The organism is Oerskovia flava, from assembly GCF_026163685.1.
Lineage (GTDB): Bacteria > Actinomycetota > Actinomycetes > Actinomycetales > Cellulomonadaceae > Oerskovia_A > Oerskovia_A flava.
Genome location: NZ_JAOXSR010000003.1, coordinates 46683 through 64485, shown reverse-complemented (window position 1 = coordinate 64485; position 17803 = coordinate 46683). Strand labels below are relative to the sequence as shown.

General features: G+C 71.9%; 18 protein-coding genes. 10 read left to right on the top strand and 8 right to left on the bottom strand.

The window, feature by feature from the left end:
• Positions 1-24: 24 nt before the first annotated feature.
• Positions 25-459, bottom strand: a complete 435-nt coding sequence (locus OHL10_RS07230; protein ID WP_265521526.1) for a hypothetical protein — start codon at positions 457-459, stop codon at positions 25-27.
• A gap of 220 nt (positions 460-679) precedes the next feature.
• Here OHL10_RS07230 and OHL10_RS07225 point away from each other — a divergent pair, with 220 nt between their 5' ends.
• Positions 680-967, top strand: a complete 288-nt coding sequence (locus OHL10_RS07225; RefSeq protein ID WP_265521525.1) for a hypothetical protein — start codon at positions 680-682, stop codon at positions 965-967.
• Positions 968-982: 15 nt separating this feature from the next.
• Here OHL10_RS07225 and OHL10_RS07220 read toward each other — a convergent pair whose 3' ends face one another.
• Genes OHL10_RS07220 through OHL10_RS07205 form a run of 4 tightly spaced genes read right to left on the bottom strand, consistent with a single transcriptional unit; the run spans position 983 to position 5670 of the window.
• The gene (locus OHL10_RS07220; RefSeq protein WP_265521524.1) at positions 983-1717 is read right to left on the bottom strand and encodes a DUF4440 domain-containing protein; all 735 of its coding nucleotides are present in this window, start codon (positions 1715-1717) and stop codon (positions 983-985) included.
• The gene (locus tag OHL10_RS07215) at positions 1714-2508 is read right to left on the bottom strand and encodes a uracil-DNA glycosylase family protein (RefSeq protein ID WP_265521523.1); all 795 of its coding nucleotides are present in this window, start codon (positions 2506-2508) and stop codon (positions 1714-1716) included. Before OHL10_RS07215 ends, OHL10_RS07220 begins: the two co-directional genes overlap by 4 nt.
• The gene (locus tag OHL10_RS07210; protein ID WP_265521522.1) at positions 2505-4172 is read right to left on the bottom strand and encodes a S41 family peptidase; all 1668 of its coding nucleotides are present in this window, start codon (positions 4170-4172) and stop codon (positions 2505-2507) included. The genes OHL10_RS07215 and OHL10_RS07210 overlap by 4 nt, the downstream gene beginning before the upstream one ends.
• 37 nt (positions 4173-4209) lie before the next feature.
• Positions 4210-5670, bottom strand: a complete 1461-nt coding sequence (locus OHL10_RS07205; RefSeq protein WP_265521521.1) for an amidohydrolase family protein — start codon at positions 5668-5670, stop codon at positions 4210-4212.
• 7 nt (positions 5671-5677) lie between these two features.
• On the opposite strand from OHL10_RS07205, the gene OHL10_RS07200 reads away from it, so the two are divergent.
• The 5 genes from OHL10_RS07200 (at position 5678) to OHL10_RS07180 (ending at position 10374) form a co-directional block, all read left to right on the top strand.
• Positions 5678-5815, top strand: a complete 138-nt coding sequence (locus tag OHL10_RS07200) for a hypothetical protein (RefSeq protein ID WP_265521520.1) — start codon at positions 5678-5680, stop codon at positions 5813-5815.
• Positions 5816-6061: 246 nt separating this feature from the next.
• Positions 6062-7486, top strand: coding sequence for a branched-chain amino acid ABC transporter permease (locus OHL10_RS07195; protein WP_265521519.1), 1425 nt, complete (start codon positions 6062-6064; stop codon positions 7484-7486).
• Positions 7487-7500: 14 nt separating this feature from the next.
• Positions 7501-8487 (top strand): branched-chain amino acid ABC transporter permease, encoded by a 987-nt coding sequence (locus OHL10_RS07190; protein WP_265521518.1) that lies wholly within the window; start codon positions 7501-7503, stop codon positions 8485-8487.
• Positions 8477-9451 carry an ABC transporter ATP-binding protein gene (locus OHL10_RS07185; RefSeq protein ID WP_265521517.1) on the top strand — a complete coding sequence of 325 codons (975 nt, stop codon included), beginning with the start codon at positions 8477-8479 and terminating at the stop codon, positions 9449-9451. Before OHL10_RS07190 ends, OHL10_RS07185 begins: the two co-directional genes overlap by 11 nt.
• Positions 9448-10374, top strand: coding sequence for an ABC transporter ATP-binding protein (locus tag OHL10_RS07180; protein WP_265521516.1), 927 nt, complete (start codon positions 9448-9450; stop codon positions 10372-10374). The genes OHL10_RS07185 and OHL10_RS07180 overlap by 4 nt, the downstream gene beginning before the upstream one ends.
• Positions 10375-10413: 39 nt before the next feature.
• On the opposite strand, the gene OHL10_RS07175 is transcribed toward OHL10_RS07180, so the two are convergent.
• The 3 genes from OHL10_RS07175 to OHL10_RS07165 form a co-directional block, all read right to left on the bottom strand.
• Positions 10414-10866, bottom strand: coding sequence for an Hsp20/alpha crystallin family protein (locus OHL10_RS07175; protein WP_265521515.1), 453 nt, complete (start codon positions 10864-10866; stop codon positions 10414-10416).
• Positions 10867-11649: 783 nt separating this feature from the next.
• Entirely contained in the window at positions 11650-13326 is a 1677-nt protein-coding gene (locus tag OHL10_RS07170) for a sodium:solute symporter family protein (protein WP_265521514.1), read from the bottom strand.
• Positions 13323-13646 carry a DUF4212 domain-containing protein gene (locus OHL10_RS07165; RefSeq protein ID WP_265521513.1) on the bottom strand — a complete coding sequence of 108 codons (324 nt, stop codon included), beginning with the start codon at positions 13644-13646 and terminating at the stop codon, positions 13323-13325. The genes OHL10_RS07170 and OHL10_RS07165 overlap by 4 nt, the downstream gene beginning before the upstream one ends.
• Before the next feature lie 268 nt (positions 13647-13914).
• Here OHL10_RS07165 and OHL10_RS07160 point away from each other — a divergent pair, with 268 nt between their 5' ends.
• From OHL10_RS07160 to OHL10_RS07145, 4 genes are all read left to right on the top strand, one after another.
• Positions 13915-14376, top strand: a complete 462-nt coding sequence (locus OHL10_RS07160) for a hypothetical protein (RefSeq protein WP_265521512.1) — start codon at positions 13915-13917, stop codon at positions 14374-14376.
• 73 nt (positions 14377-14449) lie between these two features.
• Positions 14450-14785, top strand: a complete 336-nt coding sequence (locus OHL10_RS07155; protein ID WP_265521511.1) for a hypothetical protein — start codon at positions 14450-14452, stop codon at positions 14783-14785.
• Positions 14782-16482 (top strand): sodium/solute symporter, encoded by a 1701-nt coding sequence (locus OHL10_RS07150; RefSeq protein ID WP_265521510.1) that lies wholly within the window; start codon positions 14782-14784, stop codon positions 16480-16482. Before OHL10_RS07155 ends, OHL10_RS07150 begins: the two co-directional genes overlap by 4 nt.
• Positions 16469-17797, top strand: coding sequence for a histidine kinase (locus OHL10_RS07145; RefSeq protein ID WP_265521509.1), 1329 nt, complete (start codon positions 16469-16471; stop codon positions 17795-17797). Before OHL10_RS07150 ends, OHL10_RS07145 begins: the two co-directional genes overlap by 14 nt.
• Positions 17798-17803: the final 6 nt, after the last annotated feature.

Sequence of the window (17803 nt, the reverse complement as noted above, 5' to 3'; positions counted from 1 at the left end):
AGCCTAGCGACGCGGGATCGACGCTCAGCCGATGCGGAGGAGGCTGTTGTCCGTCATGAAGAACAGCCGACCCTGCAGGGTGAACGGATAGCCGCTGAGCGAGGTGTCCTCGAGCTCACCTTCCACACTCGCGACGCCGTCGGTCGCCTCGACCTTCCACAGGATCGACGGCTCCGTGAGCAGCGGGAGCACTCCACCGCGCGCGGCGGAGAGCCGCACTTCCTGCGCACGGGATTGACGTGTGTCCACCAGGACCGCACCGCCGAGCACGAGAGCGAGCGCGGCGGCGCCGGCCACGACCACCCGGCGACGGCGGGGCGACCGGGGCGTGGGCCCTGCTTCCGGGTCTGCGGGCTCGCCGGTGACCTCGGTGCCCTCACCCTCCAGGTCCTGGTCCTCGACGTCGCCGACCAGCTCGAAGGTGTGGCGGTCGGGTGTCCGGCGTCGTCGAAGGGGCACGGGACGAGCGTAACGAGGAGGGCCGCGTCCCGTGGTCGCGTGCGCAGAAGCGCCTTCGTGGGACATAGTCCTGAGGACACGACGATCGAAGGGGGCAGGAGTGCGGACGCGACGGCGGGTGGTCCCAACGGCGGTGGTCACCGTGGTCATGGGTGTGCTGGGCACCGGGTGCTCAGTCTCGACGGCCTGTCCGGCGATCGGCTACGGGACGACCCTCGAGGTGAGACTCGACGACGACTGGCCCGATCGCGACGACCACGAGGTGGAAGTGCGGTGCCCCGTCGAGTCCGAGGCGTGCTGGCTGGGAGAGGACGCGGATCCTGCCGGCCCGGTCTGGCGAGCTGCGGTCGAGGGCGCCGCGACGGTCGAGGTGCGCGTCGTCGACTCCGCGACGAGCACCGTCGTCGCCGAACGTCTCGTCGAGCCGGACTACCGGATCGTGGAGCGCCCCCACGGCATCCTGTGCGGGGGCCCGGCCGCGGCCGTCGTCAGCCTCGCCGATCCGTGACCGCTTCTCGGCAGGTCAGCGCGGGGTCTGCTGGTGCACGACGAGCCGCCACGCGCCGTCGACCCGGGCATAGGTGCTGGTGACGAGCGCGGAGTACTCGTCGGACCCGTCGCGCCGGGCGACGACGCCGTAGGTCACGACGGCGCCGTCGTCCCCGAGCGGGAGCACCCGCACGTCCGACAGCTCGTGCGCGGACCACGGCGGCCCGCCCATCGACCCGAGGATGCGGGCGCGGTCGTCGAGCCGGAGCCCCCCGGGCAGGAGGAACAGCGGCGCGTCGGCGAGGACCTCGTCGTAGAACGCGGTCGCGGTGGCGCCGTCGGTCGAGAGCGCGCGCCAGCCCTGCTCCTCGAGCGTGCGCGGGTCGGCGCCCACCACGGCCGCCGTGAGGTGCCAGCGGTGCCCGAAGGGGTCCACGACCCACACCGACAGCACGCCGTCCACCACGTCGGGGTCACGGTCGCGGCGACCGCCCGAGGCCTCGACGCGCGCGAGGGTGGCCTCGACGTCGTCGACCTCCACGACGAGCGACACGGGCCACTCCGACCCCCACGGCGCGACGACGCCCATCTCGGGGAACGGGTCGGCGAGGTAGAGCGTCCCGCCTCCCACGCGCAGCTCGGCGTGCCCGACGCGGCCGTCGTCCATGACCCAGGGTTCGCCGACCTCCTCGGCGTGCAGCGCGTCGCGGTACCAGGCGACCGCGGCACGGGTGTCGGGGACCACCAGGTACGGGACGACAGCAGTCATGGGCCCACGGTGCCGTGGTTCTCCGGGGCCCGCCACACGAGCGTGCGCACGGGGTCCGACGACGGCCGGTGGACGCAGTTGTGGTGCTTCGGCGTCGCGGCCCGACCCCACGCGTCGTCGCCGACCCAGTCCGGCATCCCGAACGGCAGGTCCCGCCGCGGGATCGGGGCGTAGTCCTCCTCGGCGAAGGTCTCGCCGTACGTGGGGCCGGTCGGGTCCCCGTCGTCGTCGGGCGTGACGACGGCACGCAGTCGGGCCAGGCCCGCACCCCAGGACTCGACGAGGACCCGGCCGTCGCGGCTCGACGGGTGCGGGAGCCGCTCCACCGGGACGTCCGGGACGGCGTCCCAGAGCTGGACGGCGCGCTGGGCGTGCGCGCCGAACGCGACGACCGCCTGGAGCTGCGGGCCCGTCACGCGCCGGAAGAGGTCGGCCCGCCACCGCGTGTGGGCGGGGTCGGCGAAGATCGCCCGGGACGCGCGCGCCGCGGTCGAGGGCCGCATCGCGTAGGCGAAGGCGTTGAGCACGACGTAGCCGTGGGTCAGCCCGAGCCGTGTGAGGAAGCCCTGGACGCGCTGCCCGGCGTCGCCGACGAGCGTGCGGCACGCGATCCGCTCGGTGGGCCCGGGGTCGGACGCGACGACGAGCACCCGCGCCGAGCGGTCGAGCCGGCCGCGGTAGAAGACCGGGCCCCAGTCGTGCCAGAACAGGTAGCTGTGCGCGGCGTAGCTCGGCATGCGCGCGAAGATCCGCGCGACCGAGCGGGGCGGGCCGGGATCGAAGTCGATCATGGTGCCTCTCCGGTGTCGGACGGTGGCCCACCCACCAGCAGGGACCGGCAGGTGGCGAGGAGGTCGCGGTTGGCGTGCAGGAGGTCGTCCCGGGTCATCGTGTACGGCTGCCCGGGCACCCCGAGGTCCTCGATGGGGATGCCGTCACCCCGCCCGGAGCGCACTGCCCGGCGGATCGCGACCGTCATGCCCGCGCCGGCGGGCAGCGGCCCGAGCGTCACGTCCGTCCCCACGAGGGCGTCGCGCAGCTGGGTCAGGGTCCACACGTTCGCCCCGCCCCCGCCCGTCGCGGCGCCGACCGCCACGAGCGGCCCGATGTCGTTGTCCACCCACCCGGCGGCGAACAGGTCGCCCGAGGAGTAGGTGTTCGCGTCGACGACCGCGACGGCGGGCCCGGGGTACGCCCGACCGCGGTCGTTGCACCAGGCCGGGTCCGTCAGCGGCAGCGGTTGGGCGTAGAGCTCGCCGGTGCTCACGGCGTCCTGCAGGGAGTCGTGCCAGGCCTCGAGCTCCATGCGGTTGAACGGGCTGGCGGCCATCTGCCGGGTGAGCGGGGTCGCGGCGAGGCTGAACCGGGTCGGGACGACCGGGCGGTCCGTGAAGAGCTGCAGCGCCCGCTCGGCCGCCCACACCAGCCCACCCGGGTTCCCCCGCAGGTCGACGACGAGCCCGCCGGTCGGCAGCAGGCCCAGCAGGCGCGTCACCTCGTCGAGGTAGGCGTCGTCGTCGTCCAGGTCGAACGACCACAGCCGCAGGTGCCCGATCTCGTCGTCGAGCGCACGAGCGGCCACGACGTCCTGCATCGGTGTCTCGATCCACTCCCCGGCGACAGGCACCGGGTCGGCCGGACGGGCCGGGGCAGCCGGGGCGTCGTCGGAGGCCCAGAGCCCGGGCACGAACTGGAGCTTCTTCGCCCGGCGCACCGCCTCGGCCGCCGGGTCGACGGCCACCTTGAGCGCGCCGCGGGACGCGGCGCGCACCGCCGTGCCCGCCCGGCCCGGCTCGACCACCCGCCAGTCGAAGCGCGCCTCGGCGAACGACCCGTCCTCGGTCCGGTACCCGACGATCACCCAGTGCTCGTCGGGCGGGGGCCCGTAGTCGAGCGCCCGGAACGTCAGCGACTCCAGCGCCCGCGCGCGGCGCGAGTCCGCCCGGCCCCCGGACTCGCGGTCGGCGTGCACCTGGACGGCACGCGCGATCGGCACCCCGTTCCACTCGAGCACCTCGACGCCCGCGGCGAAGCCGGGATCGACCGGTGCGCTCGTCGCCTCCGCGTTCACCGTGCTCACGAGGTGGTGCAGGTCGTGCGGCGGCCCGTACTCCTCGACGAGGAACGGCAGGACGGCGACGTGCCCGCGCAGGGCCGCCGGCCCCAGGTAGCGGGTGTGCGCGTCCCGCAGCCCCGCGAGGATCCCGGTCACGGCGAGGTGGAACTCGGCGTCGGACAGCTCGACGGCCCGCCGGCGCAGCAGGACGAGCGCCTGCACGGGGTCGCTCGCGTACGCGGCGCGCTTGGCGGGCAGGTGGGTGTACACCCCGGCGAGGACGGTCGCGACGGTGTCGACGACCTGCAGTCGCTCACCACCGTCGAGGTGCGTCGTGCGCCACGCGTCGACGCCGAGGGGCTCGCCCTCGCGCGCCGCCCGCACGTCCTGACGGGTCATGGCAGTCTCCGTCCCTCACCCGCGGATCACCCGTGGATCACCCGTAGTAGTCACGGAGGGCGTCGAGGACGCCACCGTGGAAGCCGCGCCCGCCGACCGAGGCCAGCCACGCGTCGTCGTGCACGAGCGACTCCAGCGGCGGCACCGAGATGGCCGACAGGTCGCGGGGCAGGCCACCGACCGGGCCGAGCCCGGTCGGCATGTCGAGCGCGAGCCGCAGCGGCGCGTCCGGGTCGTCGAGCGCCCCGCCCCAGGCGGCGAAGCGCGCCCGCGCGCCCTCGATCTCCCTCCGCGGGTCGGCGCGCACCTCCTCGAGCCGGTCGGTGACGTCGCCCCACGTCCACCGGGTGACGCCGTCGTCGGGGCGGGTGAGGCTCAGGCGCATGGACCGCCGCCCCACGGGCAGCGGGGTGAGGTCGGGCGCGTGCGCGGCGGCCGTGAGCGCGGGCGTGCCGTAGCGCGCGACGCCGTCGATCACCACGAGGTCGATGTCGTCCTCGGTGGCCCCGACGATCGTCCGGAACGGCGGTGCGCCGCGGGGCGCCCGCACCACCACGAGGTCGGCGATCGCCCCCGGCCGGATCCGCCCCGTCTGCCGCCCCCACCCGCGAGCCAGGACGTCCCCGGCGTCGCACGTCGCCATGCGCACGATCGTCTCGTCGTCGAGGTCCCAGCCCAGGTGGTCGGCCACGATGCGCGCGGACTTCAGCTCCCCGAGCACGTGCTTGGTGCCCGACGGCGCCCAGTCCGACCCGAGGCACACCGTCAGTCCGGCGGCGCGTGCGCCGGGCACGTCGGTGGTCTCGCCGTAGAGCCACAGGTTCGAGAACGGCGACCAGACGACGGCCCCCGCGTCGCGCCAGCGCGCGTAGTCCTGCCCGTCCACCGCGTTGGCGTGGATCGCGACGAACTGCGGCTGCAGGCAGCCCGCTGCCTCCGCGTCGGTGTACTCGCGCGCCACGAGGCTGCCACGACGCCCCTCCGCGCAGTGGTAGACGAACAGCGACCCCGCGCGCATCCGGTTCGCGCGGTCCGCGAGCGCCGCGGGAGTCGCGGTGAGCACCGAGACGAGGACCATGTTCCGGTCGCCGGTGCCGAAGCTCTCGTCGTCGATCTGGCGCACGAGCCACCCGTCGCGGGGGCGGTTCATCGGCGGGGAGCCCTGGATCGAGGTCGTGCCGCCGACGATCGCCTTCGTCTCGACGTACGCGAGGAGCTCCTGCGGGCAGGCGGTGGCGAGGGCGTAGGCGGGCCAGGTCGTGGACGCGGCGTAGGTGGCGGCGCGGGGCCAGGAGCTGTGGTGCGCGAACGGCTGGGTCTGCGAGGGCTCGGTCCACAGCGGGAGGGTGTCGTAGGCGAGGTGGTTGTGGAAGTCGATCAGGCCGGGCATGACGAGCGAGGGCCACACGTCCACGACGGGGCAGCCGTCGAAGCGGCGGGGTCCTGGGCGGGTGCTACGGGTGACGGCGGCGATCCGGCCGTCGTCGTCGATCCACACCCGGCCGGTGAACGCACCGGTGCTCCTCGACGAGCCTCTCGTGGCGCGGTCGTCCGCAAGCGCCACGACCCGTCCGCGGATCGCCCACATCGGCGGTACCCCCGAGTTCCTCGCGGCGGGCGCCGTGCGCCTGCCCCACCTGTGACGGTAGCGCCGAGCGCGGACCACCGCTCGGGGAGCGGTCCGGGGTGCTGCCCGGCGGAAATGTTCAGTCGTTACTCAATCGTGACGCCCTGAGAGGTGAGCCACGCCACACGCTGGGTATCTTTCGGTAACCCGACCGACACACGCACGCCCTAGGGTCCGGCAGACGAGCACGCAGTGCAGGTCTACCGGCCCCGCTGTCCTTCGCTCGTACCAACGCACCTTCCCACCCCCGGAGGCCCGGCACATGACAGCCGTGCACGCGACCGCCCCGACCCGGATCGGTCGTCTCGCGACGGTCCTCGTCGCCACCGTCGCCTCGTTCCTCGCCGTCTTTCTCGGCACCACGTTCGGCGCCACGCCGGCCCACTCCGCGACCGCCCCGTGCGCGCCCGACGACCAGACCGCGTGCGTCGCGGTCGTCGTGCTGGACGCGAGCAACTCGCCCGTCACGGGCGCCACGGTCATGGTCGAGGGCGAGGGCTTCACGCAGGAGCTGCAGACGGCGGAGGGGCAGCCCGCCTCGGCCACCGTCCCCGGCGCCGGCACCTACGTGGTGACGCTCGACGTCGATTCCCTGCCCGACGGCGTGGCCCTCGCCGAGGAGGCCGCCACCGAGTTCACGATCCGCGCGCAGACGGGCTCCACCACCCGCGTGGCGTTCCGCCTCGGTGAGTCGGAGGCCAGCCCGGCACCGACCGCGACCGGCGGCGCGGGGGGTGAGGAGACCGACGACACCGTCGCGGACGGGCCCGGCACCGCCGCCGAGCCACGCCCGGACGGGTCGGTCACGGCGCGCCAGTTCTGGCAGCAGCTCGGGTCTGGGGTGCGGTTCGGTCTCCTCCTCGCCCTCGCCTCCGTCGGCCTGAGCCTCATCTACGGCACGACGCGGCTCTCGAGCTTCTCGCACGGCGAGCAGGTCACCCTCGGTGCCGTCTCGGCGTTCCTCTTCGTCAACGTGCTGGGCCTGCCACTGATCGTGGGAGCGCTCCTGACCATCCTCGTGTGCGGTGCGACCGGCTGGGCTCAGGACGCCGGGATATGGAAACCGCTCCGACGGCGGGGCACCCCCGTCGTGCAGATGATGATCGTGACGATCGGACTCTCGATCGCCCTGCAGTTCCTCATCCAGCTGTTCATCGGTGCCGGCTCGGTGCGGATCCTCACGACCAACCCGCAGTCCTGGACGGTCGGACCGTTCACCCTGACCCGCGCCTCGTGGATCTCCATGGGCATCGCGCTCGTCGTGCTGGCGGCCGTCGCGTGGTTCCTCACCCGCACCCGCATCGGGCAGGCCACCCGCGCGGTGTCCGACAACCCGGCGCTCGCCTCGGCGACCGGCATCGACACCGACCGGATCGTGCGCATCGTGTGGATCCTCGCCACCGCGCTCGCGGGCCTGGGCGGCATGCTCTACGGCCTCGTGTTCGGCACGACGAACTGGATGATGGGCATGCAGATGCTGCTGCTCATGTTCGCCGCCGTGACGCTCGGCGGGCTCGGCACCGCCTTCGGCGCCCTCATCGGGTCGATGGTCATCGGGCTCGTCGTCGAGCTCTCCAACCTTTTCCTCCCGAGCGACCTGCGGTACGCGACGGCGCTCGTCATCCTCATCCTCGTCCTCCTCCTGCGGCCCCAGGGTCTGCTGGGACGCCGCGAGCGCATCGGCTGAAGGGAAGCCACATCATGGACTGGACCCGGATCCTCACGCAGGTCCTGGGCGAGCTCCTCGCCCCGACCACCGCCGCCTACGCGCTCGCCGCCATCGGGCTCAACCTGCACTTCGGTTTCACCGGACTGCTCAACATGGGCCAGGCAGGTTTTATGCTGCTCGGCGCCTACGGTTTCGCGGTCGCGACGATCGCCGGAGCGCCCTTCTGGCTGGCCGTGGCCATCGCGCTCGCCGCCGGGGCGATCTTCGCCGCGATCCTCGGTGTCCCCACGCTCAAGCTCCGCGGGGACTATCTCGCGATCGTCACGATCTCCGCCGCGGAGATCGTCCGGATGATCGGACGGTCGACCGTGTTCAACGACTGGACCGGCGGTTCGTCGGGCCTCACGGGCAACTCGTTCAAGCAGACGTTCCAGGAGCTGTCCTTCCTGCCGGACGGGCAGTCCTCGCTGGGCCCTCTCACCTACGCCAACAACGGGTCGGACTCCTGGTGGGTCCGGGTGGTGGCCTGGGCGGTCGTCCTCGTGGCCGTGCTGCTCCTGTGGATGCTCACGCGCAGCCCCTGGGGCCGGGTGCTCAAGGGCATCCGCGAGGACGAGGACGCGGTGCGCGCGCTCGGCAAGAACGTCTACGCGTACAAAATGCAGTCCCTCATCCTCGGCGGCTGCGCCGGGTCGCTCGCCGGCATCCTGTTCGTCCTGCCCCGCGCCGTGCAGCCCGACGCCATGGGACGGTCGATGACCTTCTTCGTGTGGACCGTGCTGCTGCTCGGCGGCGCGGCGACGATCTTCGGGCCGGTTCTCGGGTCGATGCTGTTCTTCGGGACGTACATGCTTCTGCGCAGCTCGATGCGCGAGGTCCTGCCGCCCGAGATCGTCTCCTCCACGCAGATCGAGCAGATCGGTGGTGCGCTCGTCGGCGTCGCCCTCATGCTCCTCGTGATCTTCAGGCCACAAGGCATCCTCGGGAACAAGAAGGAGCTGGCTTTTAATGTCCGGTGACACCCTGCCCGTCGCGGCGGCCGCGTCCGCAGCCGCGGCCGCGGCCGCGGACCAGCCCATCACCCCGAACGCCCTGTCGGCCGCCCGCGACCTGCGGCACGTCAAGACCGAGCCCGGCAGCGTCAAGCCGGACTCGATCCTCGTCGTCGACGACGTCGAGCGGCACTTCGGCGGCATGACCGCCGTCGACGTGGACCACCTCGAGGTGCAGCGCGGCGCCATCACGGCGCTCATCGGTCCCAACGGCGCCGGGAAGACCACGTTCTTCAACCTGCTCACCGGGTTCGACGTGCCCAGCTCCGGGCGGTGGACCTTCGACGGCACGTCCCTGGCCGGCAAGAGTGCCGCGCGCGTGGCGCGTACCGGCATGGTCCGTACCTTCCAGCTCACCAAGGCGCTGTCCCGGCTCACCGTGCTGGAGAACATGCTCCTCGCGGCACCCGACAACCCCGGCGAGAACCTCTTCGCGTCCTTGGTCCGACCGCTGTGGAAGCGCCGCGAGGCGGAGCTGACCGTCAAGGCCCTCGAGATCCTCGAGCGCTTCAAGCTCGACACCAAGGCGGGCGACTTCGCGGGCAGCCTGTCCGGCGGTCAGCGCAAGCTCCTCGAGATGGCGCGGGCGATCATGACCGACCCGACGATGATCATGCTCGACGAGCCCATGGCGGGCGTGAACCCGGCCCTCGTGCAGTCGCTGCTGGGCCACGTCCAGACACTGCGCGACGACGGCATGACCGTGCTCTTCGTGGAGCACGACATGCACGCCGTCCGGCACATCTCCGACTGGGTCGTCGTCATGGCCGAGGGCCGGATCGTGGCCGAGGGCCCGCCCGACTCCGTCATGGAGGACCAGGCCGTCATCGACGCCTACCTCGGAGCCCACCACGACACCGACCTCGGTGACGACGCGCTGCTCGACCCGAAGTTCCTGGCGCGTCTCGAGGAGGAGGAGCAGCAGCGATGAGCAAGACCACGCAGGAGACGTCCACGAGCCCGGCGGCCCCGGTACCCGGGACGCCCGAACCCCTGCTGCGCGCCGAGCACCTCGTCGCCGGCTACATCCCGGGCGTCAACATCCTCAACGACTGCTCGATCGAGGTCGCCCAGGGCGAGCTCGTCGGCATCATCGGGCCCAACGGTGCCGGCAAGTCCACGCTCCTCAAGGCGCTCTTCGGTCTCGTGAACGTCCGCGAGGGCCGGGTGATGCTCGAGGGCAAGGAGATCACCAACCGCAAGGCGAACGTGCTCGTCGAGCAGGGGGTGGGCTTCGTCCCCCAGACGAACAACGTGTTCCCCTCCCTGACGATCGAGGAGAACCTCCGGATGGGCGTGTTCCTGCGCCCCAAGACGTTCGACCGCCGGTTCGAGTTCATCGCCGACCTGTTCCCGACGCTGGCGGAGCGACGTTCGCAGCGCGCCGGGTCGATGTCGGGCGGCGAGCGGCAGATGGTCGCGATGGCGCGCGCGCTCATGATGAAGCCGTCCGTGCTGCTGCTCGACGAGCCGTCGGCCGGGCTGTCGCCCGTGCGCCAGGACGAGACGTTCCTGCGCACACGCATGATCAACAAGTCGGGCGTCAGCATCATCATGGTGGAGCAGAACGCCCGCCGGTGCCTGCAGATCTGCGACCGCGCCTACGTGCTCGACCAGGGCCGGGACGCGTACACGGGCACCGGTCGTCAGCTCATGAACGACCCGAAGGTCATCTCCCTGTACCTCGGCACGCTCGCCGAGGACGAGAAGGCTGCCAAGACGGCCCGGGTGGACGCGGCCGCGGAAGCGTCCGCGGCGGCAGACGCCGCGTCAGCAGCGGCGACGGCGACCACCCCGCCGTCGACCACCCCGCCGTCCGCTCCCGCGTCCTCTCCCACGCCTCAGGACCGCTGACACCCCGGGCGCCCTGCCGGGCGCCCGGGGCCGTCCCCATCAGCTCGTGCCGGCCTCGTGCTCGACGGTCTCGCCCGTCGCGATCTGGGTCGCGGGCGACGAGTGCGACACCTCGATCCGGCGCGGCCTCGCCTGTTCGCTCACCGGGATCGTCAGCGACAGGACGCCGTCGGCGTAGCTCGCGGAGATCCTGTCGAGCGCGAGCCCGCGACCGAGCGTGAGCTGGCGGGCGAAGGTGCCCGACGGGCGCTCGCGCACGAGCCAGTCCGCCTCGCCCGAGCGCGCCGTCCGCTCGGCGCGGATCGTCAGGGAGCGGTCCTCGACCGAGACGTCGATCGTCCCCGGGTCCGCGCCCGGCAGGTCCAGGGCCAGGACGTAGTGGTCGCCCTCGCGCACCAGGTCCATCGGCATCGGCGCCGCGTCGCGGTTCGTGGTCAGCATCGAGGCGAAGAGCCGGTCCATCTCCTGCACGGGGTCCCAACGGGTAGCCATCACGCATCACCTCCTCGTCGTGCGACCTCGACCGTCGAGGTCGTCGCGTACCCGACCCGGAGCCAGGAGCCCCGGCCAGGTGGCTACAGACAGAGTTTTAGCACTCACCCATGGCGAGTGCCAGAGGTGCGTGATCGCTGTCGGCGAACGCCGAGAGGGCGGAGGGACGACGGCGACCACCCTCGCGGGGTGCGGGAGTGACGATGGAGAGCCAGGAGGGGCCCCACAACGGTCGCGCCGCGGACGACCGACACGGCGCACAGCGCCGCATCCTGTTGGCGTAGTGCGCCGAAGGGTCGAGGTAGAACGTCCAGAGCGCGTCGCCTTCTGAGAGCAGGTGCGGTGATCTCGTCCAGCGCAGGTGCACGCGGCCTGACGGGTCGTGCCGAGAGCCGCGCCGATCGTGCTCCACGTGGCCTCCGCTCGGAGGGCCACCGCGCCAGTCAGCAGGAAGCCGCGGGCCGGAGCGACCGTCGACATGGATCCCACCTTGGGTCATGGCTAGGGGTTGGGTGAGGTCGGCTCGACCGTGTGTGATCGAGCCCGGCGGCCCAGGTGGCGAACTGATCTGCGTCGTTCCCGCAGAGAGCAGCGACGCCCTTCTCTGGACCGTCACCGCAGCAACAGTCCTCTTCGCGCTCTATGCCCTGGGGCGCACGCTCGGCCTCACAGGCCGCACAACCCTCACGACGCGCGACGTGGCCGTCGAGTGTCGAGGTTCGGACCGCGCTGAGCGGGCAGAACGGTCCGAACCTCGACACTCGACGGCGGCTGAAGGAGCTGCTACTCCGTCTCGTGAACGGGCGTCTGCACCCGCGCAGCCGGGTAGCGGATGCCCTCCACCATCTCCTGGATGTGCTCCGACGGTGGCGCCGTGAGCTTCGACACCACGACCGTGACGATGATGTTCACCAGCGCGCCGATGGCCCCGATGCCCTCCGGCGAGATCCCGAGCACGTGCTCGTTCGCCGACGTTCCGAACACGTCGAGGGTGTAGATCATGTACGACGCCGTGAACACCAGACCGGTGACCATGCCGGACGCCGCACCGATGGCGTTGGCCCGCTTCCAGAAGATCCCCAGCACGAGGATCGGGAAGAACGTCGAGGCTGCCAGCCCGAATGCGAAGGCGACCACCTGGGCGACGTAGGCCGGCGGGTTGATGCCGCCGTAGATCGCCACGACGACCGCGGCCCCCATGGCGACACGGCCCACGAGCAGGCGCTGCGACTCCGAGGCCTCCTTCTTGACGACCCGGAAGTACAGGTCGTGCGAGACGGAGGACGAGATGACGAGCAGCAGCCCGGCCGCCGTCGACATCGCCGCTGCGAGCCCGCCCGCAGCCACCAGGCCGACGATCGGCGCCGGCAGGCCGGCGATCTCCGGCGTGGCCAGCACGAGGATGTCGTTGTTCACGATGAGGTCAGCGCCCGACGTCGGGTCGTTGCTCAACGTGGAGATGGTCGAGGCGTTCTCGGAGACGCTCACCAGACCGGTCGCGGCCCAGTTGTTCACCCAGGCCGGCAACGAGGCGACCGCTACGCCGTCGACCGACTGCATGAGGTTCAGCTTGGTGAACGCGCCCACGGCCGGTGCCGTCGTGTACAGCAGGCCGATGAAGAACAGTGCCCAGAACGCGGAGAACCGTGCGCCACGGACGGACTTGGTCGTGTAGAACCGGATGATGACGTGCGGCAGGCCGGCCGTACCGATCATCAGGGACAACGTCACCAGGAAGACGTCGAGCTGCGGCCGGGCGGCGAACGCCTCGGTGTACTGGGCGAGCCCGAACTTCTCGCTCAGCGCGTCGAGCTCGGCCAGGATCTGGCCGAACGTCACCTGCGGCACGGGGAAGCCCGTCATCTTCTGCGCGATGGTCCACGCCGGGATGAGGTAGGCGACGATCATCACCGTGTACTGGGCCACCTGGGTCCAGGTGATGCCCTTCATCCCGCCCAGCACGGCGTACAGGAAGATGATCGCCGCGGCGACGGCCACCCCGCCCTCGATGGACAGGTTGAGGAACCGGCTGAACACGATGCCGCCACCCCGCATCTGGCCGACCACGTACGTGAAGGACACGATGATCGCGGCGACCGCCGCGATGAGCCGCACGTACTCCGAGTAGCGGTCACCGACGAACTCCGGGACGGTGAACTTTCCCCACTTGCGCAGGTAGGGCGCGAGCAGCAGGGCCAGGAGCACGTAGCCACCCGTCCAGCCCATGAGGTAGACCGAGCCGTCCGACCCCATGAAGGCGATGAGGCCCGCCATGGAGATGAACGACGCCGCGGACATCCAGTCCGCTGCGACGGCCGCACCGTTGGCGACGGCCGGGATGCCCTGGCCGGCCACGTAGAAGCCCTTGGTCTCCTTCACCCGGCTGCGCCACGCGATGGTGAGGTAGACCACGAACGACAACCCCACGAAGACGAGCGACCACATCTGGATCTCGTTCACAGCCGGTTCCCCTCCCCGTCGCGCTCGGCGACACCGAACTCGTCATCGAGCCGGTCCATGCGCAGCGTGTACACCAGGATCAGGATGATGAAGGTGTAGATCGATCCCTGCTGTGCGAACCACAGCCCCAGCGGGAACCCGAGGACGACGACGTTGTTCAGCTGCTCGATCAGCAGGATCCCGCAGACGAACGAGACGAGGAACCAGATGCTGAGCAGCACCACCATCAGCCGGAGGTTCTTCTTCCAGTACTCCTGCCGCCAGCCGTTGATCGGTGGCGGCCCCGGATCTGGCGAGACCTCTCGCGTGCTGTCGGTCATCGGACGCTCCCTTCGTCGCGTTCACCCCGGGCACCGTCGCCCGGGGAACGTCCCCGTACCGGCCGAGCGAATCGCACCGTTCGCACTGCTCACAAGACCTGGTCGCCCGACGGCAGGGACCGTCCCGCGAACGGCTCCGGACGGCTCCCGACCGGTGCACCACCGCCCGACGACCGTTCGCCGATCGGTATCGACCGCTCGCTGAACCGCCAGGACCGTTCGCCGACCCGCGGGTCCGGACGAGGGCCTGCGCACCTACAGTCGGTCCATGGCCTCGACGACGAGCGCATCCCTCGGCAACCTGCTCCGCGCAGGGGGTCGGACGCGGACGCAGCGCAAGCAGATCCTGCACCCTGGCAGCATCGGCCTCCTGGTCGGCGCGCTCGTGGTGATCGTGGGGAGCCTCCTGCCCTGGGTGATCACGCCGGTCGGGAGCATCAGCGGCACGGCCGGGCCCGGGTTGTGGACACTGTGCGGCGGGTTCATCGCCGTGGCCGGCGCCTTGCTGCCCCGGCGCTGGGTCGCGGTGTCGCACAGCATCGTGGCCGGTGCCGGCGTCGCCTTCGTGGCCGGCTGGCAGCTCGTCCGGCTCGTCCAGATCAGCGTCGCGACCGATGCCTGGGGACAGGCCATGCCGGGTATCGGGCTGGTGATGGTCACCGGCGGAGCGGTGATCCTGCTGGCCACGGCCGTCCGACTGGTGCGCACGCCTGGCGTCGCGCCGTCATGACTCGGTCCTGGACCGACCCGACGCGGCACCCGGCACTGGTCCAGAGGGCCGACGCTCCGTAAGGTGCACGGTCATGGACGACGACGTCGGCGCGCAGCACACCCCTGCGGAGGTGGATGCCACCTTCCGCACGCTACGGCGCGTGGCGGTCGGCTACTTCGTCGTCTTCCTCCTCGCCGTCGCGGCCTTCCCGGTGCTCTCGCTCACGCTGGACTGGTGGTCGCAGGCACGGCTCGCGGGCGGCATGAGCCCCGGGTTCCTCGTGGCCGCCTTCGGCCTCTACCTGTTCTTCGCCGTCCTCGGGATCGCCGCGGCACGCCTGTCGTCGGCGGTCGAGCACCGCATGCTGGACGGCACCCGCGACGACAGCCCCGCCATCGGCCCCGACCCGACAGATGAGCACCCGTGACCGGGCCCAGCGCTCTGACGCTCGCCGGCGTCCTGGTCCTGCTGACCGCGGTCGCCGTCGTCATGCGTCCGCGGGGCGCGTCCACCGTCGACTTCTACCTGGCGGGCCAGCGGGTCGGGGTCGCGACCAACGCGTGGGCGATCTGCGGGGACTACTTCTCAGCCGCGTCGTTCCTCGGCGTCGCCGCCGCGGTGTATGCGACCGGCCTCGACGGCGCCTGGTACGCCGTGGGCTTCGCCGCCGGGTTCGTCCCGGTGCTGCTCTTCGTCGCGGCCCCGCTGCGCCGGTTCGGCGAGTTCTCCATCCCGGACTTCCTGGGCCGCCGGCTGGGGTCGGAGAAGGTCCGGCTCGTCGCGGTCGGCGTGGTCCAGCTCGTCATCCTTTCCTATCTCGTGCCGCAGGCCGTGGGCTCGGGGATCACGTGGGAGCTGCTCGTGGGTTCCGGGCTCTTCGGCCTGTCCCCGTACGCGACCGGGATCCTCGTCTCCACCGCAGTGGTCAGCGGGCTCGTCGCGTTCGGCGGCATGCGTGGCACGACCTGGACGCAGGCGGTGCAGTTCCTGCTGCTGCTCTGCGCCCTCATCTGGCTCGCCGCGACCGTCGTCGGCGAGGGCTTCCACTACGGCGGGGCCGTCGCCGACCTGTCGACGGCCCCGCTGGAGAACCCGGCGGACGGCGGCGGGCTGGCCACCGAGCAGAACGCGCTGCACCCGGGAGACCCCGCCGTCTTCGGCCAGCCCGGTGCCCGCTACGGCGGCCTCGGCCAGTTCGCCCTCATCGCGACGCTCGCGATGGGCACCGCAGGGCTGCCGCACGTCATGAACCGCTACTTCACGTCTCCCACCGGTGGCGCCGCCCGCACCACCACGGTGTGGGTGCTGTGCCTGGCCGGGGTCTTCTATTCCTTGGCGGTCATGCTCGGCACGGCGGCCCGCGAGATCGTCCCGACCGCCGTCGACGACCACCCATGGCTCGCGGAGCTCACCGTCGACGGGGTGCTGCGGGTCCCGGAGCACGCCCTGCCAGTCCTCGGCCGCATCTACGGCGGCGACGCCGGGCTGGGCGTGGTCGCGGCCGGCGCCCTCATCGCGGTGATGTCGACCATCGCCGGACTGCTCCTCGCCGCCGCCGCCTCCTGGGGCCACGACGTCTACGAGCGGCACATCAACCCTCGCGCCACCCAGCGCCAGGCCGTCCTGGCCGGCCGGATCACCACGCTGGCCACCGCCTGCGCGGCGGCCTGCCTGGGACTGATGCTCCGGCCCGAGACCTTCACCGCGGCCACACCGTCGATCGTGGCGACCATGGTGACGTGGGCCTTCGCGGTGGCCGGGTCGGCGCTGACCCCCGTGTTCCTGCTCGCGATCTGGTGGCCGCGGTCGACGGCGGCGGGCGCCGTGGCGGGCATGGTCACGGGCATGGGCGTCGCCGTGGCGATGTTCACGGCGGGACTGTTCGCCACCGGTGGGCTGCTGCGCGAGGCGCTGGTGACGCCCACCCTCGTGGCGGCTCCCCTGGCTGCCGCCGTGGCCGTGTTCGTCTCCCTGCGCACCACACCGCCACCGGACGTGGAGAAGTCCTGGCTGATCATGCACGGCACCGCCGCGGACCGGCACGCGGAGCGCCTGGCTCGGCTGGTCGTGGCGGAGAACCGGCGGCAACGAGCGGATCGGAGGGAGCGACGTGCGCGGGGGTAGCCGGCTGCTGGCCGGGGTGCTCGTCGTGGCGTGGGGAGCCGTCTACCTGATCACACAGGTCCTGGTCGCTCCCGCCCTCGGGGTGCTGCCGACCCTGGCGGCGGGGCTCGTGGTGACCACCGTCGTGGTGCTCGGGTACCCGTCCGCCCTGCGTGGGCCGCGCAGCGGGGCCACCACACGGAAGCGGTCGCGATCTTCGGCGCGCCGACCGCGAGACCCGCGCGGAGTGCGCGACGGGCTCACCATCGCCGCCGCGGGCCGCTCGATGCCGCTGCGCAACGGCCTCACCCTCGACGCTGCGCGCAGGACCGCCCAGCTCATCCGACCGCTCCTCGGCGGGGACGCCATCGCCATCACGGACACCGAGCAGGTGCTCGCGTTCGTCGGACCGGGCGCGGACCACCACCACGTGGGCGGGACGCTGCAGACCCGGGTGTCCCGCCTGGCCATCGGCAAGAAGCGCACCGTCGTCGTGCACGGCCGCGACGGGATCGGGTGCCCGGAGCCAGACTGCCCGCTGCGCACCGCGGTGGTCGCTCCGCTGGCCGTCGCCGACAGGGTGGTCGGTACGCTCAAGGTCTACCGGGTCCACGACGAGCCGGCACCGCGCGTGCTCGTCGACGACATGGCGTCCATGCTGTCGCTGCACCTCGAGCTGGCCGAGATGGACCGGGAGCGTCATCTCGCCTCGGACGCGAAGCTCGACGCGCTGCGCGCGCAGATCAACCCGCACTTCCTGTTCAACATCCTCAACACCATCGCCTCGAAGTCGCGCACCGACCCCGAGGAGTCGCGCCAGCTCCTGCTGCGGCTGAGCGACTTCTTCCGCTACGCGGTGCGCCAGGACGGCCACTTCGCGGAGTTCAGCCAGGAGTACTTCTTCGTGCGGACGTACGTCTCGCTGGAGCAGGCGCGGTTCGGCGACCGGCTGCGCGTGCGCTACGACCTCGACCCGCAGGTGCTGACGGCGCGGGTGCCGGTGCTGGTCATCCAACCGATCGTGGAGAACGCGGTCAAGCACGGGATCGCGGACTCGGTCACCGGCGGGACGGTCCACCTGCGGGCCCGGGTGGACCCGCTGACCCGGACCACGTCGATCCGCGTCTCCGACGACGGCGTCGGGATGGCCCCGACGGTGCTGGACCGGCTGCTGGCCGGCGAACGTCCCGGCACCGCCGGGCTGCAGCACTCGGGTGTCGGCCTGTGGAACATCTCCCAACGTCTCGACTCGCTGTTCGGCGACCGCTACTCGTTCGACGTCGCCTCCACCCCGGGGAAGGGGACCACCGTGGACCTGCAGATCCCGCTAAGGTGACGCCCG